General features: G+C 72.6%; 22 protein-coding genes and 1 tRNA gene. 13 read left to right on the top strand and 10 right to left on the bottom strand.

What is annotated here, in order from left to right:
* Positions 1-49: 49 nt before the first annotated feature.
* From IF61_RS0123320 to IF61_RS0123295, 6 genes are all read right to left on the bottom strand, one after another.
* Entirely contained in the window at positions 50-2,017 is a 1,968-nt protein-coding gene (locus IF61_RS0123320; RefSeq protein ID WP_030368459.1) for an APC family permease, read from the bottom strand.
* 123 nt (positions 2,018-2,140) lie between these two features.
* Positions 2,141-3,190 carry a 2-oxoacid:ferredoxin oxidoreductase subunit beta gene (locus IF61_RS0123315; protein ID WP_030368458.1) on the bottom strand — a complete coding sequence of 350 codons (1,050 nt, stop codon included), beginning with the start codon at positions 3,188-3,190 and terminating at the stop codon, positions 2,141-2,143.
* Positions 3,183-5,138, bottom strand: a complete 1,956-nt coding sequence (locus tag IF61_RS0123310) for a 2-oxoacid:acceptor oxidoreductase subunit alpha (RefSeq protein WP_030368457.1) — start codon at positions 5,136-5,138, stop codon at positions 3,183-3,185. Before IF61_RS0123310 ends, IF61_RS0123315 begins: the two co-directional genes overlap by 8 nt.
* A gap of 274 nt (positions 5,139-5,412) precedes the next feature.
* The gene (locus tag IF61_RS0123305; protein WP_078660432.1) at positions 5,413-6,129 is read right to left on the bottom strand and encodes a response regulator transcription factor; all 717 of its coding nucleotides are present in this window, start codon (positions 6,127-6,129) and stop codon (positions 5,413-5,415) included.
* Between the two features lie 283 nt (positions 6,130-6,412).
* Positions 6,413-7,750 carry a sensor histidine kinase gene (locus tag IF61_RS0123300; protein WP_030368455.1) on the bottom strand — a complete coding sequence of 446 codons (1,338 nt, stop codon included), beginning with the start codon at positions 7,748-7,750 and terminating at the stop codon, positions 6,413-6,415.
* Between the two features lie 181 nt (positions 7,751-7,931).
* A complete protein-coding gene (locus IF61_RS0123295) occupies positions 7,932-9,185 on the bottom strand; it encodes a sensor histidine kinase (RefSeq protein WP_078660425.1) in 1,254 nt (417 codons plus the stop codon).
* A 137-nt stretch (positions 9,186-9,322) separates the two neighbouring features.
* Between IF61_RS0123295 and IF61_RS0123290 the strand changes: the two genes are divergently transcribed.
* The 11 genes from IF61_RS0123290 to htpX all read left to right on the top strand — a co-directional run bounded on the left by IF61_RS0123290 (position 9,323) and on the right by htpX (position 21,105).
* A complete protein-coding gene (locus IF61_RS0123290) occupies positions 9,323-9,697 on the top strand; it encodes an NADH-quinone oxidoreductase subunit A (RefSeq protein ID WP_030368453.1) in 375 nt (124 codons plus the stop codon).
* Positions 9,688-10,296: an NADH-quinone oxidoreductase subunit B gene (locus IF61_RS0123285; RefSeq protein ID WP_030368452.1), complete on the top strand. Its 609-nt coding sequence runs from the start codon at positions 9,688-9,690 to the stop codon at positions 10,294-10,296. The genes IF61_RS0123290 and IF61_RS0123285 overlap by 10 nt, the downstream gene beginning before the upstream one ends.
* Positions 10,293-11,843, top strand: a complete 1,551-nt coding sequence (locus tag IF61_RS0123280) for an NADH-quinone oxidoreductase subunit C (RefSeq protein ID WP_078660424.1) — start codon at positions 10,293-10,295, stop codon at positions 11,841-11,843. Before IF61_RS0123285 ends, IF61_RS0123280 begins: the two co-directional genes overlap by 4 nt.
* Positions 11,840-12,805 carry an NADH-quinone oxidoreductase subunit NuoH gene (nuoH, locus tag IF61_RS0123275; protein WP_030368450.1) on the top strand — a complete coding sequence of 322 codons (966 nt, stop codon included), beginning with the start codon at positions 11,840-11,842 and terminating at the stop codon, positions 12,803-12,805. Before IF61_RS0123280 ends, nuoH begins: the two co-directional genes overlap by 4 nt.
* On the top strand, positions 12,805-13,353 hold the full coding sequence (locus IF61_RS0123270; protein WP_030368449.1) for a NuoI/complex I 23 kDa subunit family protein: 549 nt from the start codon (positions 12,805-12,807) through the stop codon (positions 13,351-13,353). The genes nuoH and IF61_RS0123270 overlap by 1 nt, the downstream gene beginning before the upstream one ends.
* Positions 13,350-13,922, top strand: a complete 573-nt coding sequence (locus IF61_RS0123265; RefSeq protein ID WP_030368448.1) for an NADH-quinone oxidoreductase subunit J family protein — start codon at positions 13,350-13,352, stop codon at positions 13,920-13,922. Before IF61_RS0123270 ends, IF61_RS0123265 begins: the two co-directional genes overlap by 4 nt.
* The gene (gene nuoK / locus IF61_RS0123260) at positions 13,922-14,293 is read left to right on the top strand and encodes an NADH-quinone oxidoreductase subunit NuoK (protein ID WP_030368447.1); all 372 of its coding nucleotides are present in this window, start codon (positions 13,922-13,924) and stop codon (positions 14,291-14,293) included. The genes IF61_RS0123265 and nuoK overlap by 1 nt, the downstream gene beginning before the upstream one ends.
* A complete protein-coding gene (locus IF61_RS0123255) occupies positions 14,290-16,281 on the top strand; it encodes an NADH-quinone oxidoreductase subunit 5 family protein (protein WP_030368446.1) in 1,992 nt (663 codons plus the stop codon). The genes nuoK and IF61_RS0123255 overlap by 4 nt, the downstream gene beginning before the upstream one ends.
* 2 nt (positions 16,282-16,283) lie before the next feature.
* Positions 16,284-17,873: a complex I subunit 4 family protein gene (locus IF61_RS0123250; RefSeq protein WP_078660423.1), complete on the top strand. Its 1,590-nt coding sequence runs from the start codon at positions 16,284-16,286 to the stop codon at positions 17,871-17,873.
* Entirely contained in the window at positions 17,873-19,378 is a 1,506-nt protein-coding gene (locus IF61_RS0123245; protein ID WP_030368444.1) for an NADH-quinone oxidoreductase subunit N, read from the top strand. Before IF61_RS0123250 ends, IF61_RS0123245 begins: the two co-directional genes overlap by 1 nt.
* Positions 19,379-20,238: 860 nt before the next feature.
* The gene (htpX, locus tag IF61_RS0123240) at positions 20,239-21,105 is read left to right on the top strand and encodes a zinc metalloprotease HtpX (protein WP_030368443.1); all 867 of its coding nucleotides are present in this window, start codon (positions 20,239-20,241) and stop codon (positions 21,103-21,105) included.
* A gap of 48 nt (positions 21,106-21,153) precedes the next feature.
* Here the strand turns inward: htpX and IF61_RS0123235 are convergent, their stop codons facing one another.
* Positions 21,154-21,408: a hypothetical protein gene (locus IF61_RS0123235; protein ID WP_030368442.1), complete on the bottom strand. Its 255-nt coding sequence runs from the start codon at positions 21,406-21,408 to the stop codon at positions 21,154-21,156.
* A gap of 199 nt (positions 21,409-21,607) precedes the next feature.
* On the opposite strand from IF61_RS0123235, the gene IF61_RS0123230 reads away from it, so the two are divergent.
* Entirely contained in the window at positions 21,608-22,003 is a 396-nt protein-coding gene (locus IF61_RS0123230; protein WP_030368441.1) for a YccF domain-containing protein, read from the top strand.
* 37 nt (positions 22,004-22,040) lie between these two features.
* On the opposite strand, the gene IF61_RS32580 is transcribed toward IF61_RS0123230, so the two are convergent.
* Complete coding sequence (locus IF61_RS32580; RefSeq protein WP_078660422.1) at positions 22,041-22,601, bottom strand: nuclear transport factor 2 family protein; 561 nt, start codon at positions 22,599-22,601, stop codon at positions 22,041-22,043.
* Positions 22,602-22,791: 190 nt separating this feature from the next.
* A complete protein-coding gene (locus IF61_RS0123220) occupies positions 22,792-23,280 on the bottom strand; it encodes a YajQ family cyclic di-GMP-binding protein (protein WP_030368439.1) in 489 nt (162 codons plus the stop codon).
* Positions 23,281-23,492: 212 nt separating this feature from the next.
* Here IF61_RS0123220 and IF61_RS0123215 point away from each other — a divergent pair.
* A tRNA-Tyr gene (locus IF61_RS0123215) sits at positions 23,493-23,574 on the top strand.
* An 80-nt stretch (positions 23,575-23,654) separates the two neighbouring features.
* Here the strand turns inward: IF61_RS0123215 and IF61_RS0123210 are convergent.
* Positions 23,655-24,317 (bottom strand): NAD(P)H-binding protein, encoded by a 663-nt coding sequence (locus IF61_RS0123210; RefSeq protein ID WP_030368438.1) that lies wholly within the window; start codon positions 24,315-24,317, stop codon positions 23,655-23,657.
* Positions 24,318-24,358 lie beyond the last annotated feature (41 nt).

Here is a 24,358-nt window from a genome sequence, read left to right as displayed (position 1 = left end):
AGGTGGCGGAGGCGGGTCCGGCGGTGCCGGACCGTGTGCGGCCCGCACGTCATGGCTGACGCGCCCGCAGCCTCTCCATCGCCGCCCTCACATCGAACGGCACCACCGTCACCGCCACGTTCGGCAGCCGCTGCAGGGTCTTCGCGAGCTCGTCGCCCGAGTCCGTGTGGAGGAGCGCGGCGTACGTGCGGGCGTACGTGCGGCGGGGGACGAGGAGCGTCAGGGCCGTCGTCCCGTCGGCCGTGACGCGCGAGGCGAGCCCGGCGACCGCGTGCCGCAGCCGCCGGTCCGGGCACTCCACGAGCTCCAGCGGCACGTTCGTGCCCGGCAGCTCCTCCCACCGCGCCGCGAGCCGCCGCGCCCGCGTCTCGTCGATGACGAAGTGCACGGCCCGCACCTCGTCCGGCCGCAGCTCGTGCGCGTACCGCAGGGCCTTGACCGTGGCGAGGTCGAGGACGTCGACCATGACGTACACGAGATGCCGCCGCCACCGCGGCTCGTCGTCGGTGAACGGCGTCATCTCCTCCAGCGCCGCGGCCTCCTCCCGGTACTCGCGGTTGATGCGGATGAGCGCCCACACCCCGAGCGGGAAGACCACGACGACCAGCCACGCGCCCTCGGTGAACTTGGTGATCGCGAAGATCACGACGACAAGGGCCGACACCACGGCGGCCGCCAGGTTCACCCCGGTCTTCCAGGCGCTCTCGCGCCGCCGCCAGTAGTGGGCCGCCATCCCGGCGGCGGCCATCGTGAAGCCGGTGAAGACGCCGATCGCGTAGAGGGCGACGAGCTTGTCGACGTTCGCGCCCGTGACGAGGAGCAGGGCGAGCGCGACGACGGTGAGCGAGACGATGCCGCTGGAGAAGGCGAGCCGGTGCCCGCGCCGCATCAGCTTGCGGGGCAGGAAGCGGTCCTCGGCGACGAAGCTGGCGAGGAAGGGGAAGCCGGTGAAGGGCGTGTTCGCGCCGGTGTAGAGGATGAGCGCGGTCGCGAGCTGGACGTACACGAGCCCGGCCGTGCCCATCCAGCCGCCGCCGAAGACGATGTCGGCCTCCTGGGCGATGACGGTCGGGTTGCCGTCCGCGTACGGGACGGCGTGCGTGAAGTGGGCGAGGGCGGAGACGCCCAGCACCATGGTGCCGAGGATGCAGCTCATGGCGGTCAGGGTCCGCCGCGCGTTGACGCCCTGGGGGCTGCGGAAGACGGAGACGCTGTTGGAGATGGCCTCCAGGCCGGTCAGCGAGGAGCCGCCGTTGGCGAAGGCGCGCAGCACCATGAAGAGCGAGGCGCCGTAGAGCCAGCCGCTGTGCGCGTGGCCGAGCGGTACGACCCCGGCGGCGTGCAGGTCGGCGTGCGGCAGCCCGCCGTCGAGGGCCCGGACGAGGCCGACGACGAGCATCAGCGCGACGGCGAGCACGAACAGGTACGCGGGCGCCGCGAACGCCCGCCCCGCCTCGCGGATCCCGCGCAGATTCCCGTACATCAGCAGCACCACGACCCCGGTGGTGATGGGGAGCTTGAGGTGGTCGATGCCGGTGTAGCCCTCGCCCGTGAGGTGGGCCAGGGAGATCAGCGCGTCCGTGCCGGCCGCGGTCTGCACGGCGACGGTGACGATGTAGTCGACGAGCAGCGCGACGGCGGCGATCTGGGCGATGCGCGGCCCGAAGTTCTCGCGGGCGACGACGTACGAGCCGCCCGCGCGCGTGTACACGGACACCACATCGCGGTACGAGAGCGTCAGGAGCAGCAGGACGAGCAGGATCGCGCCGGTGACGGGCATGAGCAGGGTGAAGGCGGCGGCCCCGACGACGGGCACGAGGATGCGCAGCATCTCCTCGCTGCCGTACGCGGTGGAGGAGATGCAGTCGGAGGCCAGCACCCCGAGCGCCAGGGGGTTGCCGAGCTTCTCGTGGGAGAGCTGCTCGGTGACGAGCGGCGGCCCGAGCAGCCGGCACTTCACGCGGTAGGCGAGCCGGTCGCGGACGGCGGGCGGGGGCGTGACTTCGGGGTCGGCCATACCCATATGAGAGCGGTTGCCCCGGCGTCCGGGGGTGAGACGCCCCGGGCCCGGGGGGCGCAAAACGCCGGACGGGCTGAATCGTCAGCCCGTCCGGCGTGCGGTGAAGTGTGCGCGGCGCGGCTAGCCGGCCACCGTCCAGGTGTCGTTGCCGGCGAGGAGGGCGCCGAGGTCGCCCTTGCCCTTCTGCTCGACGGCGGCTTCGAGCTGGTCGGCCATCTGGGTGTCGTAGACGGGCCGGTCGACGCTGCGGAAGACGCCGATGGGGGTCTGGTGCAGGGTGTCGGGGTCGGCGAGGCGGGAGAGCGCGAAGGCGGTGGTCGGCGACGCGGCGTGCGCGTCGTGGACGAGGATGTCGCCCTCGTTCTCGGGGGTGACGGCGACGACCTTCAGGTCGCCCGTGGCCCGGTCGCGGACGACGCCCTTGTCGTTCTCCGCGCCGAAGCGGATGGGCTGCCCGTGCTCGAGGCGGATGACCGCCTCCTTGGCCTGGTCGCGGTCCTTGAGGGGCTCGAAGGCGCCGTCGTTGAAGATGTTGCAGTTCTGGTAGATCTCCACGAGGGCCGTGCCGGGGTGCTGGGCGGCCTGCCGCAGGACCTCGGTCAGGTGCTTGCGGTCGGAGTCCACCGTCCGCGCCACGAAGGACGCTTCGGCGCCGATGGCGAGCGAGACGGGGTTGAAGGGCGCGTCCAGGGAGCCCATGGGCGTGGACTTGGTGATCTTGCCCGTCTCGGACGTGGGCGAGTACTGACCCTTGGTGAGGCCGTAGATCCGGTTGTTGAACAGCAGGATCTTGAGGTTCACGTTGCGGCGGAGGGCGTGGATGAGGTGGTTGCCGCCGATGGACAGGGCGTCGCCGTCACCGGTGACGACCCACACCGACAGGTCGCGCCGGCTGGTGGCCAGGCCGGTGGCGATGGCGGGGGCGCGGCCGTGGATGGAGTGCATCCCGTAGGTGTTCATGTAGTACGGGAAGCGGGAGGAGCAGCCGATGCCGGAGACGAAGACGATGTTCTCCTTGGCCAGGCCGAGTTCGGGCATGAAACCCTGGACGGCGGCCAGGATGGCGTAGTCGCCGCAGCCGGGGCACCAGCGCACTTCCTGGTCGGACTTGAAGTCCTTCATCGTCTGCTGGGCTTCGGCCTTGGGCACCAGCTTCAGCGCCTCAGTCATCGATGGCCTCCTTGAGCACGTCTGCGAGCTGGGCCGCCTTGAAGGGCATGCCGCTGACCTGGGTGTGGGAGCGGACGTCGACCAGATAGCGGGCCCGCAGGAGGGTGGCGAGCTGGCCGAGGTTCATCTCCGGCACCACGACCTTCTCGTAGCGCCCCAGCACCTCGCCGAGGTCGGCGGGGAAGGGGTTGAGGTGGCGCAGGTGGGCCTGGGCGATCTCGTCGCCCGCGGCGCGGACGCGGCGGACCGCGGCGGTGATCGGCCCGTAGGTCGACCCCCAGCCCAGGACGAGGGTGCGGGCCTTGCCCGACGGGTCGTCGACCTCCATGGCCGGCACGGTCACGCCGTCGGTCTTGGCCTGGCGGGTGCGGACCATGAAGTCGTGGTTGGCCGGGTCGTAGGAGATGTTGCCCGTGCCGTCCTGCTTCTCGATGCCGCCGATGCGGTGCTCCAGCCCCGGCGTGCCCGGCACGGCCCACGGCCGGGCCAGGGTCTGAGGGTCGCGCTTGTAGGGCCAGAACACCTCGGTGCCGTCGGCCAGGGTGTGGTTCGGGCCGGTGGCGAACTGGGTGCGCAGGTCGGGCAGTTCGTCCGGCTCGGGGACCCGCCACGGCTCGGAGCCGTTGGCCAGGTAGCCGTCGGACAGCAGGAACACCGGCGTGCGGTAGGTCAGCGCGATCCGCGCCGCGTCCAGCGCCGCGTCGAAGCAGTCCGCGGGCGTCTTCGGGGCCACGATCGGCACCGGCGCCTCGCCGTTGCGCCCGTACATCGCCTGCAGCAGGTCCGCCTGCTCGGTCTTCGTCGGCAGGCCGGTGGACGGGCCGCCGCGCTGGATGTCGACGATCAGCAGCGGCAGCTCCAGCGACACCGCGAGACCGATGGTCTCCGACTTCAGCGCCACGCCGGGGCCGGAGGTCGTGGTGACGGCCAGCGCACCGCCGAACGCCGCGCCCAGCGCCGCGCCGATGCCGGCGATCTCGTCCTCGGCCTGGAACGTGCGCACGCCGAAGTTCTTGTGCTTCGACAGCTCGTGCAGGATGTCGGAGGCCGGCGTGATCGGGTACGAACCGAGGTAGAGCGGCAGGTCCGCCTGCCGGGCGGCGGCGATCAGCCCGTACGACAGGGCCAGGTTCCCCGAGATGTTCCGGTACGTGCCCGCCGGGAACGCCGACGTCGCCGGGGCGACCTCGTAGGAGACGGCGAAGTCCTCCGTCGTCTCACCGAAGTTCCATCCTGCCCGGAACGCCGCCACGTTCGCTTCGGCGATCTCCGGCTTCTTCGCGAACTTCCTCCGCAGGAAGTCCTCGGTGTTCTGCGTCGGGCGGTGGTACATCCACGACAGCAGGCCCAGCGCGAACATGTTCTTGCTGCGCTCGGACTCCTTGCGGGAGAGCCCGAAGTCCTTCAGTGCCTCGATCGTCAGCGTGGTCAGCGGCACGGGGTGGACGTTGTAGGCGTCCAGGGTGCCGTCCTCCAGCGGGCTGGTGGCGTAGCCGACCTTGGCCATGGCCCGCTTGGCGAACTCGTCGGTGTTGACGATGATCTCGCCGCCGCGGGGGACGTCCGCGAGGTTCGCCTTCAGCGCGGCCGGGTTCATCGCCACCAGCACGTCGGGCGCGTCGCCCGGGGTGAGGATGTCGTGGTCGGCGAAGTGCAGCTGGAAGGACGAGACGCCCGGGAGGGTGCCGGCGGGGGCGCGGATCTCGGCGGGGAAGTTCGGCAGCGTCGACAGGTCGTTGCCGAACGAGGCGGTTTCCGAAGTGAAACGGTCACCCGTCAGCTGCATGCCGTCCCCGGAGTCACCCGCGAACCGGATGATCACCCTGTCCAGCCGCCGCACCTCCTTCGCCGACGGCGGACCGGAGTCCACGGGCGACGGGGCCGCGGCCCCGCTCGGCTGCTCGGCTGGTACGGCCTGTTCGGCCGGGCTGCTGACCTGGCTGGTCACTGCTTCGGACCTCCCTCTGGCGGCGGCGCGCACTCGGTGGTGCCCGACCGGCTTACCCTCGCCATCGTACGTGGGTAAGGCCTGCCTACCTGGGATGGATCACAAGAAGAAGCGGAGGGTGAGGCTTCCACTTGTCCTGGTACGGACGGGTTTGGCCGATCCCGTGAACGCGGCCCCGCGGGCCCGCCCGCTCTAGGTCTTTCGTGCTAGGTCTCCCGGCGGCCGACCCCCTCCCACCAGGGCGGCTACCCGGCAATGACGCGGCGTCAGTTGATCAGGAGCGGAGGTAGGTCAGCACCGCCAGCACCCGCCGGTGATCCCCGTCACTAGGGGAAAGCCCAAGTTTCATGAAGATGTTGCTGACGTGCTTCTCGACCGCTCCGTCGCTCACCACCAGCTGCTTGGCGACGGCCGAGTTCGTCCGCCCCTCGGCCATCAGCCCGAGCACCTCGCGCTCGCGCGGAGTGAGCCCCGCGAGGACGTCCTGCTTCCGGCTGCGGCCCAGCAGCTGGGCGACGACCTCGGGGTCCAGCGCGGTGCCGCCGCGCGCCACCCGCACCACCGCGTCCACGAACTCGCGGACCTCCGCCACCCGGTCCTTGAGCAGGTAGCCCACGCCCGTGCTGCTGCCGGCCAGCAGCTCCGTCGCGTACTGCTCCTCCACGTACTGCGACAGGACCAGCACGCCCAGCCCCGGATGACGGCGGCGCAGCTCCACCGCGGCGCGCACGCCCTCGTCCGTATGGGTGGGCGGCATGCGGACGTCCGCCACCACCACGTCCGGCAGCGCGCCCTCGTCCGCGAGCTCGCGGACGGCCTTGATCAGCGCCTGGCCGTCGCCGACGCCGGCCACGACGTCGTGGCCCCGGTCGGTCAGCAGCCGGGTCAGGCCCTCCCGGAGGAGCACCGAATCCTCGGCGATGACGATGCGTACCCTGTCCTCCACGGCTTGCGGCTCCCCCGTCCGGCGGCATTTCGACGGGCCCAGCATGTCACGCGGGGGGCCGTCGCCGGCGGTCCCGGCGCCGTGACGCCGCAGCCGGTACGGCACCGCCGGACCGCGCCGCGGTGGTTGCTCGCCGCGGCGGCGGTCTTGAGAGGCCGGGCCTCTCGATCCGGTCTACGGGAGTGTGCCGGTGTGAAGAGGCCGGGCCTCTCGATCTACGGGAGCAACGCTTCGATCTACGGGAGCAGCGCTCCAAGAAGATGGCCGCCGCAACGGCGGGGCACCACCGCGGTGAGGGTCCGGCGGAATGGGCGACCAGAGGCCGTCACTATCCCCGCCACGGCAATTCCGCCGTCACCGTCGTCGGCCCGCCCTCCGGGGACCGGACCACCAGCAGGCCGTCCACCGAGCCCAGCCGCTCCGCGAGCCCGGCCAGCCCGCTGCCGCCGGCCGTCGACGCGCCGCCCTTGCCGTCGTCCCACACCTGCAGCATCAGCCGGTCCGCCGAGCGCCACACGTCCACCCGCGCGCTCCGCGCCTCGCTGTGCTTGCTGATGTTCTGCAGCAGCTCGGAGACCGTGAAGTACGCGATGCCCTCGATCGCCGCCGCCGGGCGGGCCGGCAGGTCCACCTCGGCCTGCACCGGGACGGTGCAGCGGGCGGCCAGCGCGGACAGGGCCGGGCCGAGGCCCCGGTCGGTGAGGATCGCCGGGTGGATGCCGCGGGCCAGGTCGCGCAGCTCCTGCAGGGCGAGCTTCACCTCGCCGTGCGCCTCGTCGACCATCCGCGCGGCCGCCTCCGGGTCCTCCTCCAGCTTCTCCTTGGCCAGGCCGAGGTCCATGGCGAGGGCGACGAGGCGGGCCTGGGCGCCGTCGTGCAGGTCGCGCTCGATGCGGCGCAGGTCGGCGGCCGCCGTGTCCACGACCACGCCGCGGTCCTCCTCCAGCTCCCACACCCGCTCCGCGAGCCGCGAGGGGCCGAGCAGCCCGGCCACCAGCAGCCGGTCGCCGTACGCGAGGCCGCGGATCACCCACGGGGTGGCCAGCACCACGAGCAGGCCGGCGGCGCAGGTCACACCGATCTCGAACGGGTTGTCGACGTAGATGCCCGCGCCGTGCTCGGAGTCGCCGCCGAGCTGCATGCCGGGCTGGCCCCACCACTCCGGGTACATCCACGAGTAGGCCGGGTAGAGGAACAGCATCCAGCCGACGGACCACGTCACGAGCGAGACGGTGAACGTCACCACGGCCCACGGCAGGTGCAGCACCGCGTAGAGCATGTGCCGCCACGACACGCCGCTCTTGAGCAGCGCCCCGGTCCACGGCACGAGCCCGCGCCGCCCGTCCCGCGCGCGCACGGGCTCCGGCTCGCTGATCTCCATGCCGAGCAGGGCCCGGGCGCGGGCCCGCTCGATCGCCCCCAGCGCCCGCACGCCGACGAGCGCCGCGGCCAGCACCGGCACGCCCACGAAGGTGATCAGCATGCCGACGCCGGCGGTCGTCATCGTCACCGCGAAGGAGAAGGCGACGACCGCGATCGGCAGGCTGAGCAGGTGGTGGAGGAACTCGCGCCAGGTGCGGGCCTCCAGGGGCGCGCGCAGCACGGCGGGCACGCGATGGGGCCGGCGTGCGTCGTGATGCGCCGCCCGCCCGTAGTCCATGGCCATGACGGTGGTCTCTCCCTGATCGCTGGTGGGCTGGTCGCGGTGGTTTCCGTACCTCAAGGCTCGCGGAGCGGACGGGCCCGGACCATGGTGGGAGTCGGTGTCCAGGAGGTGGGGTTGTCCCTACCCCGGCCGCCGGGCAGGGGGTAGAGGCGATTCCGCGCGGCGGGGGGCCGGCGGCCGCCTAGCCGGCAGCCCGGTCGCGCCACGGCAGCTCCGCCGTGACGACCGTCGGCCCGCCGGCCGGGGACTCCACCGCGAAGAGGCCGTCCACCGAGCCCAGCCGCTCCGCGAGCCCGGCCAGCCCGCTGCCCGAGGCCGTCGACGCGCCGCCCCGGCCGTCGTCGCGCACCTGGATGAGCAGCCGTCCGCCCTTGCGCCACAGCTCGACCTCGGCCGTCCGCGCCCGGCTGTGCTTGCTGACGTTCTGCAGCAGCTCGGAGACCGTGAAGTACGCGATGCCCTCGATCGCCGGCGCCGGGCGCTCGCCCAGGTCGACCGAGACCGACACCGGGACGGTGCAGCGCGCCGCGACCGACGACAGGGCGGCGTCCAGGCCGCGGTCCGTCAGCACCGCCGGGTGGATGCCGCGGGCCAGGTCGCGCAGCTCCTGCAGGGCGAGCTTCACCTCGCCGTGCGCCTCGTCGACCATCCGCGCCGCCGCCTCCGGGTCCTCCAGGACCTTCTCCTTCGCCAGACCCAGCCCCATCGCCAGGGCGACGAGGCGGGCCTGGGCGCCGTCGTGCAGGTCGCGCTCGATGCGGCGCAGGTCGGCGGCCGCCGTGTCCACGACCACGCCGCGGTCCTGCTCCAGCTCCGCGATCCGCCGCTCCAGCTCGCTGGAGGGGCTGAGCAGGCCGCGCACCATGGCGCGGTCCAGGTTCGTCATGCCACGCGCGGCGAAACCGAGGAACGGCCAGCCGACGAAGAACAGGCACAGCGTGAGCGCGAAGGTCAGGACGCCCCAGGGCAGCCGGATGAAGCCGTAGAGGGTGGTGCGCCAGGCGACCGGGTCCTTCAGCGCCGACCACATCCAGGGGAAGAAGCCGTGGCTGCGCCGCTGCCGCGAGAGCCGGCTCGGCTCCTCGACGTGCAGGCCCAGCAGCGCCCGCGCCCGCCGCCGCTCGACGCGGCCCAGCGCCCGCGCGCCCGTCAGGCCGAGCGCCAGCAGCGGCAGGCCGATGACCGTGACGGACGTCAGGACGCCGGCGTAGAGCCACAGCGACACGTAAAGGAAGCCGAGGAGCGCCTCCGGCAGGTTCAGCAGGAGGTGCGCGACCTCCTTCCACGTCCGGGCGCCGAAGGCGAAGCGGGCCGGGGGGAGGGGACCGTCGCAGCCGTCGGAATCATCCGTGTAAGAGGTGTTTGTATACTTTTCATCACCTCTGATGGTTCCGGTGTTGCTCGACGTGCTTTTCGCGGCACTGCTGGCGGTCATACCCCCAAGCCTGCACGGCCGGTACGGGCCGCCGCCATGGGGACCGTGGGTGGGGAAGGGTGGGGATAACCCCACCAGGGCCTAGACTCCCGTGCGTACAGAACGTCGAACACGCGGGACAGGGAGCGAGGGCGGACGTGACCGCGGACTACTTCCAGAGCTATTCCGTGGTAGGGCTGCTCGCCGTGGTCGGCGTGCTCTTCGTCGCCGTGGCCTTCGGAGCCGGGCGGCTGCTGCGGCCCGTCGTGCCGACGCCCGAGAAGCTGCTGACGTACGAGTGCGGCGTCGACCCCGTCGGCGAGGGCTGGGCCCACACCCAGGTCCGCTACTACGTCTACGCCTTCCTGTACGTGATCTTCGCCGTGGACTCGATCTTCCTGTTCCCCTGGGCGACGGTGTTCGCGGCGCCGGGCTTCGGCGGGGCCACGCTCGTGGAGATGTTCATCTTCCTCGGCTTCCTCGCCGTGGGCCTGTTGTACGCATGGAAGAAGGGCGTCCTGGAGTGGACGTGACACCCGTGGACCTCCCCGAGCCCCGCCGCCTCGGCCCCCTCGCCAGGCTGGCCCCGGAGCCGATGAAGGTCGTCCTGAACTGGGGACGCCGCTACAGCCTGTGGGTCTTCAACTTCGGGCTCGCCTGCTGCGCGATCGAGTTCATCGCGGCGTCCATGGCGCGGCACGACTTCATCCGGCTCGGCGTCATCCCCTTCGCGCCCGGGCCCCGGCAGGCCGACCTCATGATCGTCTCCGGCACGGTGACGGACAAGATGGCGCCCGCCGTGAAGCGGCTCTACGAGCAGATGCCCGAGCCGAAGTACGTGATCTCCTTCGGCGCCTGCTCGAACTGCGGCGGCCCGTACTGGGACTCGTACGCGGTCACCAAGGGCGTCGACCAGATCATTCCCGTCGACGTGTACGTGCCCGGCTGCCCGCCGCGGCCGGAAGCGCTGCTCCAGGGCATCTTGAAGCTGCAGGAGAAGATCGCGCGGGAGTCGCTCGGCGAGCGGTACGGGTCCGCCGGGGGTGCGGGGGCCTCCGCCGCCGCCCTGCGCAGCGGGCTGGTGACGCCGCCGCCGGCGCCGTCGGCCACGCCGGAGGAGACGGACCGATGAGCGAGCCGACGCAAGAGCCTCCTGTCTCCGAATCCGTTGGGTCCGCTCCCGAGACCTCGGTCGGCTGGCTGCCGGGCGGGACAGTCGCACTCTTCGGCGAGGGCGCGACGGCGGAGGAGACGTACGACCTGCTCACCGTCGACGTCCCGGCCGAGCGGTGGATCACCGCGCTCGAAACCGCCCGGGACCGGCTGGGCTGCACCTTCTTCGACTGGCTGAGCGCCGTGGACGAGCCCGGTACGGGCTTCCGCGTCTGCGCGCACCTGGCCGCGCTGCCGGGCGGGGGAGCGGGCACGCGCCGGCTGCTGCTGCGCACGACGGTGCCGCACGAGGCGCCGGCGCTGCCCACCGCCGTGGGCGTCTACGCGGGTGCCGCCTGGCACGAGCGCGAGACCCACGAAATGTTCGGCATCGACTTCCCGGGCCACCCGCACCTGGCCCCGCTCCTCCTCCCCGACGCCTTCGAGGGCCACCCGCTGCGCAAGGACTTCGTCCTGGCGGCACGGGTCGCCAAGGCGTGGCCGGGCGCGAAGGAGCCGGGCGAGGCGGCGGACGGCGGCCCCAAGCGCCGCCAGATGCTGCCCCCGGGCGTCCCCGACCCCAACGAATGGGGCCCCCTCAAGGGCCAGCTCCCCCCGGCCCCGGCCCGCCCCGCCCGCGCACCCCGCGCGGCGGGCGACCGCCCGGTCCGCCGCACGCGCAGCGTCGCGGAGGGCTCGGCGAGCCAGCCGGAGGCCGCGGGGCCGCCGCGGCGTGCGCGCAGCGCGAGCGAGGGCTCGGCGAGTCAGGTGGAGGACGGTGCGCCTCCGCGCCGTACCCGCAGCGCGTCCGAGGGCTCGGCGAGTCAGCCGGAAGGCGCCGCTGCCCCGGCCCGTCGTACGCGCAGTGCGGCGGACGGTTCTGCCAGTCAGGCGGAGGGCGCGGCTCCGGCTCGCCGTACCCGCAGCGCGTCCGAGGGCTCGGCCAGCCAGCCGGAAGGCGCCGCCCCGGCCCGTCGTGCCCGCAGTGCGGCGGACGGTTCTGCGAGCCAGGCAACCGAAGGCACGGCCCCGGCCCCGGCCCGCAGCGCGTCGGACGGTTCTGCCGGCCAGGCGGGGGAGGCCGCGCCGAGGCGTACCCGCCCGGCGGCCGCCGGCTCCTCCGACGCCCCGTGGCACCACGCCCGCCCGGCCTTCGAAGAAGAGCCCGGCAAGCCCGCGGCCCCGGAAGACTCGTCCGAGCCGCCCGCTTCCCCCCGCCGCGACGGCGCCCAGCCCGAGCGGCGGAGCCCGGCGGTGCCGGAGTCACCGTCCGGTGAGGCGGAGGCGTCCGGAGCCCCGGAAGACTCAACCGAGCCGCAAAGCTCTCCCCGCCGCGACGGCGCCCAGCCCGAGCGGCGGAGCCCGGCGGTGCCGGAGTCACCGTCCGGTGGGGCTCCCGGCGCCGAGCCGGCTCCGGCTCCGGCCCCGGCCGAGCCGGACACCGACGCCCCCGGCGGAGCCGGAAACGCGACCGGAGACGGCGAACCCCAGAACGACACGAACCCCGCCGGAGGCGACCCCGCATGAGCGACACTCTCGACGTCGTCCTGCGCCTCCTCGCCGTCTTCGTCGTCTTCCTCGTGCTGCCCCTGGTCATCGGCCAGACCGAGCACAAGGTGATGGCCCACATGCAGGGCCGCCTCGGCCCCATGTACGCCGGTGGTTTCCACGGCTGGGCCCAGCTCGTCGCGGACGGCGTGAAGTTCGCGCAGAAAGAGGACATCGTCCCGGCGGGCGCGGACCGCCGCGTGTTCCAGCTCGCACCGGCCGTGGCCCTCCTCCCGTACCTCCTCGTGCTGGTCGCGATCCCGGTCGGCCCGGGCAACGAGGTGGGTCAGGCCGTCGACGCGGGCATCTTCTTCGTCCTCGCCGTGATGGGCGTCGGAGTCCTCGGCTCGCTGATGGCGGGCTGGGCGTCGGCGAACAAGTTCTCGCTGCTGGGCGGCCTGCGCACGGCCGCGCAGCTCATGGCGTACGAGCTGCCGATGGTGCTGGCCGCGGCGAGCGTCGCGATGGCGGCGGGCACGGTCTCGCTGCCGGGGATCGTGGACGCCTTCCACTGGTGGTGGGTGCCGTGGCAGCTGGTCGGCGCGGTGGTCTTCTTCGTCGCGGGCCTGGCCGAGCTGCAGCGCCCCCCGTTCGACATGCCGGTCGCCGACTCGGAGATCATCTTCGGCGCGTACACCGAGTACACGGGCCTGCGCTTCGCGCTGTTCCTGCTGTCGGAGTACGCGGGCATCGTCGTGCTGTGCGGTCTGACCACGGTCCTTTTCCTCGGCGGCTGGCACGGCCCGTTCGGCGCGGACGGCCTGGGCTGGGTGTGGACGCTGCTGAAGGCAGCGGTCCTCGCCTTCGTCGTGATCTGGCTGCGGGTGACCTACCCGCGCCTGCGCGAGGACCAGCTGCAGAAGCTGGCCTGGACCGTTCTCATCCCCCTCGCCCTGGCGCAGATCGCGCTGACGGGCGTCGTCAAGGTGGTGACCCAGTAATGGGCATTCCCGGCTCCGGCCTCGCCAAGGGCCTCGCCGTCACGCTCCGCACGATGACGCGCCGCGCGCACACCGCGCAGTACCCGGACGTCCAGCCCGAGCTGCCGCCCCGTACGCGCGGCGTGATCGGCCTGTTCGAGGAGAACTGCACGGTCTGCATGCTGTGCGCCCGGGAGTGCCCGGACTGGTGCATCTACATCGACTCCCACAAGGAGACGGTGCCCGCGGCCGTCCCGGGCGGCCGCGAGCGCAGCCGCAACGTCCTCGACCGCTTCGCGATCGACTTCTCGCTGTGCATGTACTGCGGGATCTGCATCGAGGTGTGTCCCTTCGACGCGCTGTTCTGGTCGCCGGAGTTCGAGTACGCCGAGACCGACATCCAGGACCTGGTCCACGAGCGGGACAAGCTCCGCGACTGGATGTGGACCGTGCCGGAGCCGCCGGCGCTCGACCCGGCGGCCGAGGAGCCGAAGGAGATCGCGGCGGCCCGCAAGGCGGCCGAGAAGACGGCGGAGAAACTGAAGGCCCAGCAGGAGGGAGAGGCATGACCGGCACCGGCACCACCGTGCTCGCCGCACAGGCGCACGGCTTCCTCTCCCCGACCGGCGTCGAGGTCGTCTTCCTCCTCGTCGGCCTGGTCACCCTCGGCGCGGCCGTCGTGACCGTCACGACCAAGCAGCTCGTGCACGCCGCGCTCTGGCTGGTCGTCGCCCTCGGCGGGCTCGCCGTGGAGTACCTGCTGCTGACGGCGGAGTTCATCGCCTGGGTCCAGGTCCTGATCTACGTCGGCTCCGTGGTCGTCCTGCTCCTCTTCGGGCTCATGCTCACCAAGGCCCCCATCGGCCGCTCCCCGGACGCCGACTCCGGCAACCGCTGGGCCGCCCTCGGGGTCGCCGTGGCCGCGGCCGCCGCCCTCGTGTGGGTGGTCGCGGACGCCTTCCGCACGACCTGGATCGGCCTGGACGGCGACGCCCCCCAGGGCACGACGAAGGTCTCCGGAGAGATCCTCTTCCGGCACTGGGTGCTGCCCTTCGAGGCGCTGTCCGTGCTGCTGCTCGCCGCGCTCGTCGGCGCGATCGTCCTCTCCCGCAAGAGAGGCAAGGAGGAGAAGCGCTGATGCACCTCGTCTACCCGGCCGTCCTCGCGGCCCTCCTCTTCTGCACGGGCCTGTACGGCGTCCTGGCCCGGCGCAACGCGATCCTGGTCCTGATGTCCGTCGAGCTGATGCTCAACGCCGTCAACCTCAACCTCGTCGCCTTCGACGTCTGGTTGCGCGACGAGCTGCACGCGGGCCAGGCCCTCACCCTCTTCACCATCGCCATCGCCGCCGCCGAGATCGGCATCGGCCTGGCGATCGTGCTGCAGGTCCACCGCAACCGCGGCACCGCCGACGTCGACCGCCTGCGCGACCTGCGCGACGACGCCCCCGACGCCGGCTCCGACACCGAACGCGCAGACCGCGAGGAGAAGGCCGAGGCCGCCGCGTGAGCACCACGACCACCGCCGTCCTCGTCCCCCTGCTGCCGTTCCTCGGCGCCCTCGCGGGCCTCCTGACGGGCCGCCGCGCACCCGGCTTCGTACGGCCCCTCGCCGTCCTGCCGACGCTCGCCGCGGCCGTGCTCGCCGCCGTCGTCGCCTGGCGGCAGGGCGGCGGGGACGCCCTCGACGCCGCCACCCGGCTCACCCCGACCGGCTCCGTGCCGATCGACCTCGCCCTGCACCTCGACGGCTTCGCCGTCCTCGTCGCGCTCCTCGTCGGCGTCGTCGCCACCTGCGTCCAGCTCTACTCGACCGCGTACCTGCGCGACGACCCCCGCTACCCCTCCTACGCCGCCCTCGTCTCCCTCTTCACCGCGGCCATGCTGCTCGTCGTCTACTCGGGCGACCTCATGGTGCTGCTGGTCGGCTGGGAGATCATGGGCATCTGCTCGTACTTCCTGGTCGGCCACTACTGGGAGACCGAGGCCGCGCGCAGCGCCTCCCTCAAGGCCTTCCTGGTCACCAAGCTCGGCGACGTCCCCTTCCTGATCGGCATCCTCGCGCTGGCCGCCGACGCCGGGACGTTCCGGATCAACGGCATCCTCACCGCCGTCACCTCCGGCGGCATCGACCACCCCACGCTGATCGCGCTGCTGCTCCTGGCGGGCGTCGCGGGCAAGTCGGCGCAGTTCCCGCTGCACACGTGGCTGCCCGACGCGATGGCCGGCCCCACGCCGGTCTCCGCGCTGATCCACGCCGCGACGATGGTCGCGGCCGGCGTCTACTTCGTCGCCCGGCTCCTCCCCCTCTTCGCGGCCTCCACGGCCGCGCTCGTCGTGCTCGCCGTGATGGCCGCCGTCACCATGGTCGGCTCGGGCCTCGCGGCCCTCGCCCAGGACGACATCAAGCGCGTCCTCGCCTACTCGACCGTCGGCCAGCTCGGCTACATGACCGGCGCCCTCGCCGTCGGCGACCGCAGCGCGGCCGTCTTCCACCTCATCTCGCACGGCGCGTTCAAGGCCCTCCTCTTCCTCGGGGCAGGCGTGATCATCCACGCGGCCGGCACGAACTCGCTGGCCGCGATGGCCCGCACGGGCGGCCTCGCCAAGCGCATCCCCGACGCCTACTGGACGATGACCGTCGCCCTCCTCGCGCTCGCCGCGATCCCTCCGTTCAGCGGCTTCTTCTCCAAGGAAGCCGTCCTCGGCGCGGCCGAGCACGCCGCCTCCGGCGACGCCGAGGGCATCCCCGGCGCGGCCGGCTGGCTCGTCCTCGCCGCGGGGCTCCTCACGGCGCTCCTCACGGCCGCCTACGCCACCCGCCTGTGGCTGATGGCCTTCCGCGGCACGGGCCCCGAGGCCGCCGACCACGGCAAGCAGCCCGCCGCGATGAACACCGTCCTGTGGATCCTGTTCGTCCCCACGCTCGCGCTCGGCCTCGCCGCCTGGAAGCTCCCCGACTGGTTCGACGGCGGGTCGCTCACCCCGACGCTCACCACCTCCGTCCTCTCTACCGGCTGCGCCCTCGCCGGCGCGATCGTGATGTACGCGGCCTGGCGCCGCACCGCCGCGCTCGCCGCCCGCACCCCCCTCGGCGCCGTCGCCGCCGACCCGGACGCGCCCCCGTACGTCTCCGAGGAGGAGAGCATCGCCACCCACGAGGCCGCCTACGGCGACATCGCGGCGGCACCCGACCCGGCCGACCCCGGCCGGGCCCTCCTCGGCCCCCTGCACCGCCACGCCGCGGCCGGCTTCCACCTGGACGCCGTCTACTCCGCCCTGTTCGTCCGGCCCACGCGCGCCGCCGCCCGCCTCGCCGGGTTCCTCGACCGCGAGGTCGTCGAGACCTACGTGCGCGGCGCGGCCGGCGCACCCCGCCTGCTCGGCGAGGCCGTACGCCGCGCCCAGACCGGCAACGTACAGACGTACCTGAGCGCCCTGTTCGCCGGCGCCGTCGTCCTGGCCGTAGCGGCCGTGCTCGTAGCCAACGGAGCCTGACCGTGAGTCACACCGCCCTGCAGTACCTCCTCGCTGCGATCGTCGTCCTCCCCCTCGTCGGCGCCGTCGCCTCCCTGCTGCCGGCCCCGCCCGGCCTCAAGGGGAAGAGCCCCGAGCAGGCCGTCCTCCGCCACGGCGTCACCGTCACCGGCGCCGTCCTCGCGCTGAGCATCGCCCTCGCCGCCGGCTTCGACCACGACAGCCCGGCCCGCATGCAGGCGACCACCGACATCAGCTGGATCCCGGCCCTGAACATCCGGATCCACCTGGGCGTGGACGGCGTCTCGCTCCCCCTCCTCGTCCTGACCGCGCTGCTGACCTTCCTCTGCGCGCTCTACTCGTACTTCAAAATGCCTGCGGGCCCGTCTCCCAAGGCATTCGTCGCACTGCTCCTCGTCCTGGAGTCCGGCACCCTCGCGACCTTCGCCGTCCTCGACCTGATGCTGTTCTTCCTGGCCTTCGAGATGGTGCTCATCCCGATGTACTTCCTCATCGCCCGCTGGGGCGGCGAAGGCAGGGAGCGCGCCGCCTGGCGCTTCATCCTCTACACGCTGCTCGGCTCCGTCGTGATGCTGCTCGGCCTCCTCCTCGTCGGGATCAAGGGCGGCACCTTCGACATGGTGGCACTCGCCACTGACAACGGCTCGAAGCTGAGCCACACCACCCAGCTCATCGCCGTCCTCGCCATCGGCACCGGACTGGCCGTCAAGGCCCCCATGTGGCCCCTGCACAGCTGGCTGCCCGACGCGCACACCGCCGCCCCGACCGTCGGCTCGGTCCTCCTCGCGGGCGTGCTGCTGAAGATGGGCACGTACGGGTTCGTCCGCATCGTCCTGCCCGTCGCCCCGGACGGCGCGCACACCTTCGCGCCCTACCTCGCCGCCTTCGCGGCCGTCGGCATCATCTACGGCTCGCTGGTGTGCCTGAACCTGGCACGCAAGGGCGCCAAGGGTGACTTGAAGCGCCTCATCGCGTACTCCTCCGTCGGGCACATGGGCTTCGTCCTGCTCGGCATCGCGACGCTCACCCCCACCGGGGTCAACGGCGCCCTCTTCGCCAACATCGCCCACGGCCTCATCACCGGCCTCCTCTTCTTCCTCGTCGGCGCGGTCAAGGACCGCTACGGCACCAGCGACCTCGACGCCCTCTCCGGCCGCACCGGCGCCGCCCTCTACGGCAAGGCCCCCCGCCTCGGCGGGCTCCTCGCCTTCGGCGCGATCGCCTCCCTCGGCCTGCCCGGCCTCGCCGGCTTCTGGGGCGAGATGCTCGCGATGTTCGGCGCCTTCCGGCCCGCCGACGGGCTCAGCCGCCCGGCGTTCCTGACGTTCATGGCCCTGGCCGGTCTCGGCACGCTCCTGACGGCCGCCTACATGCTCGTCGTCGTCCGCCGCGTGTGCATGGGCGGCGACGGGGGCAGCACCCGGCCGCAGACCGCCGGCACCGCGCAGGACGCACCCGCCGACGTCCGGTCCTACGAGTTCGCCGCCTGGACCCCCCTCGTCGCCCTCACCGTCCTCGCCGGACTCTGGCCCGCGGCCCTCCTCGGCCTCACCGACCCGGCCGTTCAGCAGCTCCTCCGAGGAGGCAACTGATGGGCTCCCTGATCCAGTCCGTCGACTGGCTCGCCATCGCGCCGCCCACCGTCACGGCCGTCGTCGCGCTCGTCGTCCTGGTCGCCGACCTCTTCCTCCCCGAGGGCCGCAAGCCGCTCCTCGGCCGGCTCTCCGTCGCCGGACTGCTGCTCGCGGGCCTCTCCCTGCTGCCGCTCCTCGACGGCGACCGTTCCACGTTCTGCCTCACCGGGGTCTCCGACCGCGACGCCTGCAGTTACGCCGCCGACCACTTCACGCTCGTCATCCAGCTCCTGGTCCTCGGCGGCGCCCTCCTGACGGCCCTGCTGTCCATGAGCGCCGTCCGCGACCAGCGACTCCCCGAAGGGGAGTTCTGGTTCCTGCTGTTGTCCTCCGCCGCGGGCGCCGCCCTGCTGCCCGCCTCCCGGGACCTCGCGACCCTCGTCGTCGCCCTCGAAGTGGCCTCCCTGCCGGCCTTCGCCCTCGTCGGCCTGCGCCGCGGCGAACGCCGCTCCTCCGAGGCGGCCCTGAAGTTCTTCCTGTCCTCGGTCACCGCGACCGCCGTCACCCTCCTGGGCGTCAGCTTCGTCTACGCGGCCACCGGCACGCTGCACCTCACCGAGATCGCGGAGAAGCTCGGCCACGTCGACCCGCGGCTCGGCACGCTCGCCCAGGCCGGCGTCGCCCTCACCCTCGTCGGCTTCGCCTTCAAGACCGCGGCCGTGCCCTTCCACTTCTGGGTGCCCGACACCTACGTGGGCGCGCCGCTGCCCGTCGCCGCGTACCTGTCGGTGATCGGCAAGGCGGTCGGCTTCACCGGCCTCATCCTCGTGACGGTCGTCGCCTTCCCCTCGTACGCGTCGGTGTGGGCACCGGCCCTCGCCGTCCTCGCCGCGCTGACCATGACCGCCGGCAACGTCGCCGCGCTCCGCCAGCGCCCGGAGCGCGCCCACAGCGCCGTGCGCCTGCTGGCCTGGTCCTCCGTCGGCCAGGCGGGCTACCTGCTCGTGCCCATCGCCGCCGCGGGCTACGCCGACGACCCCGCGCACGCCATCGGCTCCACCGTCGCGTACGCCCTGATGTACGCCGCCGTGAACCTCGGCGCGTTCGCCGTCGCCGCCCTGGTGGCCCGTACGAGCCCGCAGAACCGCATCACCGACTACCGGGGCCTCTACGCCCGCCGGCCCCTCGCCGCGCTCGCCATGGGCTTCTTCCTGCTCTGCCTCGCGGGCCTGCCGCCCGGCATCATCGGCCTCTTCGCGAAGGTCACGGTCTTCACCGCGGCCGTCGACGCGGGGCTGGGCTGGCTGGCGATCGTCATGGCCCTCAACGTCGTGATCGCGCTGTACTACTACCTGCAGTGGACGGCGACCCTCTTCCGCCCGGCGGAGGAGGCGGAGACGGCGGCACCGGCGCGCGTCCCGGCCCCCCTGAGCGCGGCGATCGCCCTCGCCGCAGTGACCGGCATCGCCCTCTCGGGCGCCCCCCAGTTGGTCCTCCGCTTCGCCTCGCAGGCCCTGCTCTAGGGACCGGGGCCGGCGGGCACCGCCGCTCTCCGCCGCGTTGGCTGGTAGCCGTCGCGGCGGAAAGAGAGCCCGTGGCCGGTACCCGGCCCGCCCGGGCGATGGCCGCGCCGGCCCGGGCGGTTCGGGGAACCGCCCGCAAGAACGATCCGCGGCCTGTGACCGGCCCACCCGGCGACAGCCGCCGTGGGCTGCGGCCGTCCTGGAACCGCCCGCAAGCACGATCCGCCGCGACGGCGGGAAACTCCCGCGGCGAGGGTCCGGCGGTATACGCAACGGCCGGAACCAGCGCCCACGCCATGATCCGCAGGCCCGGCGGGCACCGCCGTTCTGCGCCGCGTTGGCTGGTAGCCGTCGCGGCGGAAGGAGAGCCCGTGGCCTGTGCCCGGCCCGCCCGGGCGATGGCCGCGCCGGCCTGGGCGGTTCGGGGAACCGCCCGCAAGAACGATCCGTGGCCTGTGTCCGGCCCACCCGGCGACAGCCGCCGTGGGCTGCGGCCGTCCTGGAACCGCCCGCAAGCACGATCCGCCGCGACGGCGGGGAGCCCCCGCGGCGGGGGTCCGGCGGTATACGCAACCGCCGGAACCAGCGCGCACTGAGCGAACCCGCCCGCAGCCGCAGCCGCAGTCGCCGGATCCGGCGCGTACGCCATGATCCGCCGGACAGGCGGCCGGCGCGTACCCGGCGAACCCGCCCGGAGGGCGCCCGTCACCCGGACGGACCGGCGGCGCCCCCGCGCGTAAGGGAACCCGGGGCCTTCGTCTCGCGTTGACCGGGCAAGAAGGTTCCACTGGAGACTCCACCGCGAGTGGACGCACGACAGCGCAAAGGGTTCCCCTGCCGCACCACTTGGAGGGCGTACCGTGCACCGCCGGCACAACGGGCTCAGGACCGCAGTCCTCCTCGGGGGGCTGTCCGCACTCATCATCGTCATCGGCAGCCTCTTCGGGCGGGCGGGCCTGATCGTCGCCGTCCTGGTGGCGCTGGGCACGAACGCCTACGCCTACTGGAACAGCGACAAGCTGGCCCTGCGGGCCATGCGCGCCCGCCCGGTCAGCGAGTTCGAGGCCCCGGCGCTCTACCGCATGGTCCGCGAGCTCTCGACGGCCGCCCGCCAGCCCATGCCCCGGCTCTACATCTCGCCGACGGACGCCCCCAACGCCTTCGCGACCGGCCGCAACCCCCGCAACGCCGCCGTCTGCTGCACGGACGGCATCCTGCGCCTCCTGGACGAGCGCGAGCTGCGCGGCGTCATCGGCCACGAGCTCAGCCACGTCTACAACCGCGACATCCTCATCTCCTCGATCGCGGGCGCGCTCGCCTCGGTGGTGATGTTCCTGGTGAACTTCGCGTGGCTGGTCCCCTTCGGCAGATCGGACGACGACGAGGGCCCGGGCATCGTCGGCATGATCATGATCATGCTGCTGGGCCCGGTCGCGGCGTCCCTCATCCAGCTCGCCGTCAGCCGCTCCCGCGAGTACGAGGCCGACGCCTCCGGGGCCCGTCTCACGGGCGACCCCCTGGCCCTGGCTTCGGCGCTCCGCAAGCTGGAGGCGGGCACGCAGCGCCTGCCCCTGCCCCCCGAGCCGCGCATCGAGACCGCGAGCCACATGATGATCGCGAACCCGTTCCGCGCGGGCGAGGGCATGACCAAGCTGTTCTCCACGCACCCGCCGATGGGGGAGCGCATCGCCCGCCTGGAGCAGATGGCGGGCCACGGCGGCCGCTAGCCGGCCCGTCCATCAGCCGGCCCGTCCGCCTGTCAGCCCGCTCGCCCGTCAGCCGGCGGGCGTGTCGTCGGCATCGCTGATGGGCCTGCCGTCGTATGTCCCTCCCTGGCACACCAGCACGGGCCCGAAATCGTCCCCGACCGTCACGTCGATCGTCCCGCCCCCGCCGAGGCACTGCGTGAGGGACACCTCCGTGGGCGGAGGCGGGGGGTCACCGGCCCGGGCGACCCCCGCGCCGAGCGTTCCGGCGAGCACCACGGCGGAAACCGCGGCGCCGAGGGCTTGTCGCGTACGTATGCGCATGGGAGGCTCCTCCCGCTCGTTGCGTGTCCGCCGGAGGGCAGACGCGGCGGCACGCCCACGATGACGGCGGAGCCGGCCCGCGGCACGCGGCGCTAGGCCGTTCGGGGGACGGACAGGTCATCTTCGGATCCTGGCAACCGCAGGTCAGAGGCCCTGCGTCCCACTCGCTGAGGGCTACGACGCGTGGGAGGCTGTTTTCATGAGGTTCATCCTGAACATCATCTGGTTGATCTTGTGCGGGTTCTGGATGGCGATCGGCTACGTGGTCGCCGGCCTGATCTGCTGCGTACTGATCATCACCATTCCATTTGGTATCGCTTCGTTCCGCATCGCCAGCTATGCCCTGTGGCCGTTCGGCCGGACGACCGTCGAGCGGCGGGACGCCGGTGCCGGGTCGCTGATCGGCAATGTGATCTGGTTTGTCTTCGCCGGCTGGTGGCTGGCGCTCGGCCACATCGTCACGGGCGTCGCGCTGTGCTGCACGATCATCGGAATCCCGCTGGGCATCGCGAACTTCAAGCTGATCCCGGTCTCGCTCTTCCCGCTGGGCCGCGAAATCGTCCCGACGGACCAGGCGTTCGCCGGCTACCGCTGAACCGGCGGCAGGCGAAGGCGACTTACCGCGACCGTGACTACAGCGATCGCAAGGCCTCCTCGGCCGCAGGGGTGAGGACGAGGGGGCCTTCGCCGTGCGTCCACACCACGCGGATGTCGAGGCACCGGAAGCGCCAGCCCCCGGGGGTGCGCACGACCTCGCCCGCGAAGGTGCCGCCGACGGTGAAGTGGTCCCCCGGGCCGGATCCGCGGGCCTCGCGGGTGGAGGCCAGGTGGACGTGGGTCATCAGGGCGTTCCAGCGCACCGTGGCGCGGTCCCCGGTGATGTCCAGCACGTAGTTGGTGCCGATGTGCTGCGTGCGCTCGAACTTGGCCAGGGTGGCCGCCTGCCACGCGGCCAGTCCGCCGATGCCCTCGTGCTCGCCGACCGGCGAGGTGATCCGTACGTCCGGGGTGAACAGGCCGCGGGCCCAGGCGTTGTCGAACCGGCGGGCGTCGAGGCTCAGCAGGTAGCGGTCGATGAGGTCGGTGACGGCGGCGCGGTCGGTGAGGGCGTCGATGAGGGCCTGCGGTGCGGCGGTCGCCAGGGTGGATTCCGGGGCTGTCTCCGGGGCGAACTCCGGTGCGGTGAGGGTCATGGCGGCGCTCCCTGGGTCGGTGGACGGGCCCGCTCCGGGCGGGCCGGCCGTACACCTGGACGCTAAAACCTCGACATAGCTTGAGGTCAAGACCGCCGGGCGGGCATGGTCCGGGAACGCCGAAGGCGCGCCGGAAGGGATCCCTTCCGGCGCGCCTTCGATGTGACTGCCGTCAGCCGTCGTTCCCGGGTCAGCGGTAGTTGACGAACTGGATCGCGAAGTCCAGGTCCTTGCCCTTGAGGAGGGCCTGGACGGCCTGGAGGTCGTCACGGCTCTTGGAGCTGACGCGCAGCTCGTCGCCCTGGACCTGGGCCTTGACGCCCTTGGGGCCCTCATCGCGGATGATCTTGGCGACCTTCTTGGCGTTCTCCTGGGAGATGCCCTCCTCGATCGAGGCGAAGATCTTGTACTCCTTGCCGGAGGCCTGCGGCTCGCCCGCGTCGAGGGACTTCAGCGAGATGCCGCGCTTGACCAGCTTGGTCTCGAAGATGTCGAGAACCGCCTTCACGCGCTCCTCGGCGTTGGCGCGCATCTCGATCTTCTCGCCGGACCAGGCGATCGAGGCGCCCACGCCCTTGAAGTCGTAGCGCTGCGAGATCTCCTTGGCGGCCTGGTTGAGGGCGTTGTCGACCTCCTGCCGCTCGACCTTCGAGACGATGTCGAAACTGGAGTCGGCCATATTGAGTTGGCTCCTCGTGCGTAGATCCATCGGGGGGTGCGGTCCGGGCTGCCACCGGCCCCGGGCCGGCGGCGGACCGCCCCGTCAGCCTAGCCACCCCGGGCCCGTTCTCACGGGCGATGAACCGAGTGGCGGACCACCCCAGGTCATCGGGTATGGTTTACGTCGTTGCCCCGGCGCGAATCGAAAGAGAGCCCGAGGTGACACCCCATGGCGGTGTGCCCGAGTGGCCAATGGGAGCGGACTGTAAATCCGTCGGCTTAGCCTACCCAGGTTCGAATCCTGGCGCCGCCACGGAATGGAGCCCCTGACCTGAAAAGGTCAGGGGCTTCTTTCGTTTTCCGGCCCTCAGCCGCTGCCCTCAGCCGCTGCCTTCAGCCGCTCGCCGCGGATTTCACCGCTTCCGCCACCGGCGTGTCCCCGCCGGTCAGCTCCAGCGTCCGCCCCGCCGTCCCCGGCTCGTCCAGCAGCGCCGCGAGGACCGCCGCGACGTCGTCCCGGGTCACGTCGCCCCGCCCCGTGGCCTCCCCGAGCGCCACCCGGCCCGTACCGGGCTCGTCCGTGAGCCGCCCCGGCCGCAGGATCGTCCAGTCCAGGCCGGCCCGGGCCTGTACGTCCGCGTCCGCCGCGCCCTTCGCGCGCAGGTACGCGGCGAAGACCGGATCGGTGCCCTCCGGGGGCTCGCGGTCGGCGCCCATGGAGGAGACCACGAGGAAGCGGCGGACGCCGGCCGCCTCGGCCGCGTCGGCGAAGAGGGCGGCCGCCCCGCGGTCCACGGAGTCCTTGCGGGCGATGCCGCTGCCCGGCCCCGCGCCGGCCGCGAAGACGGCGGCGTCGGCGGACTCCAGGTGCTTCACCAGATCCCCCACGGAGGCCGACTCCAGGTCGCACACGACCGGTTCGGCTCCGGCCGCCAGGAGGGCGCCGGCCTGCTCGGGCCTGCGGACGATGCCCGCGATCTCGTCTCCGCGCGCGTGCAGCAGCCGCTCCAGCCGCAGCGCGATCTGACCATGTCCACCAGCAATGACAATGCGCATGATCCGACCGTACGCCGATCACCGGAATCCGACAGAGGGCC

It is taken from the genome of Streptomyces roseoverticillatus (assembly GCF_000719265.1).
GTDB lineage: Bacteria > Actinomycetota > Actinomycetes > Streptomycetales > Streptomycetaceae > Streptomyces > Streptomyces roseoverticillatus.
Note: the sequence above shows the minus strand (reverse complement) of the source record. Positions and strands in the feature narration are given on the sequence as shown.

Coding starts and splice junctions, on each gene's coding strand:
- IF61_RS0123320 (WP_030368459.1), bottom strand. CDS start 2,017: ATGGCCGACCCCGAAGTCACGCCCCCGCCCGCCGTCCGCGACCGGCTC.
- IF61_RS0123315 (WP_030368458.1), bottom strand. CDS start 3,190: ATGACTGAGGCGCTGAAGCTGGTGCCCAAGGCCGAAGCCCAGCAGACG.
- IF61_RS0123305 (WP_078660432.1), bottom strand. CDS start 6,129: ATGCTGGGCCCGTCGAAATGCCGCCGGACGGGGGAGCCGCAAGCCGTG.
- IF61_RS0123300 (WP_030368455.1), bottom strand. CDS start 7,750: ATGGCCATGGACTACGGGCGGGCGGCGCATCACGACGCACGCCGGCCC.
- IF61_RS0123295 (WP_078660425.1), bottom strand. CDS start 9,185: ATGACCGCCAGCAGTGCCGCGAAAAGCACGTCGAGCAACACCGGAACC.
- IF61_RS0123280 (WP_078660424.1), top strand. CDS start 10,293: ATGAGCGAGCCGACGCAAGAGCCTCCTGTCTCCGAATCCGTTGGGTCC.
- nuoH (WP_030368450.1), top strand. CDS start 11,840: ATGAGCGACACTCTCGACGTCGTCCTGCGCCTCCTCGCCGTCTTCGTC.
- IF61_RS0123270 (WP_030368449.1), top strand. CDS start 12,805: ATGGGCATTCCCGGCTCCGGCCTCGCCAAGGGCCTCGCCGTCACGCTC.
- IF61_RS0123265 (WP_030368448.1), top strand. CDS start 13,350: ATGACCGGCACCGGCACCACCGTGCTCGCCGCACAGGCGCACGGCTTC.
- nuoK (WP_030368447.1), top strand. CDS start 13,922: ATGCACCTCGTCTACCCGGCCGTCCTCGCGGCCCTCCTCTTCTGCACG.
- IF61_RS0123245 (WP_030368444.1), top strand. CDS start 17,873: ATGGGCTCCCTGATCCAGTCCGTCGACTGGCTCGCCATCGCGCCGCCC.
- IF61_RS0123235 (WP_030368442.1), bottom strand. CDS start 21,408: ATGCGCATACGTACGCGACAAGCCCTCGGCGCCGCGGTTTCCGCCGTG.
- IF61_RS0123230 (WP_030368441.1), top strand. CDS start 21,608: ATGAGGTTCATCCTGAACATCATCTGGTTGATCTTGTGCGGGTTCTGG.
- IF61_RS32580 (WP_078660422.1), bottom strand. CDS start 22,601: ATGACCCTCACCGCACCGGAGTTCGCCCCGGAGACAGCCCCGGAATCC.
- IF61_RS0123220 (WP_030368439.1), bottom strand. CDS start 23,280: ATGGCCGACTCCAGTTTCGACATCGTCTCGAAGGTCGAGCGGCAGGAG.
- IF61_RS0123210 (WP_030368438.1), bottom strand. CDS start 24,317: ATGCGCATTGTCATTGCTGGTGGACATGGTCAGATCGCGCTGCGGCTG.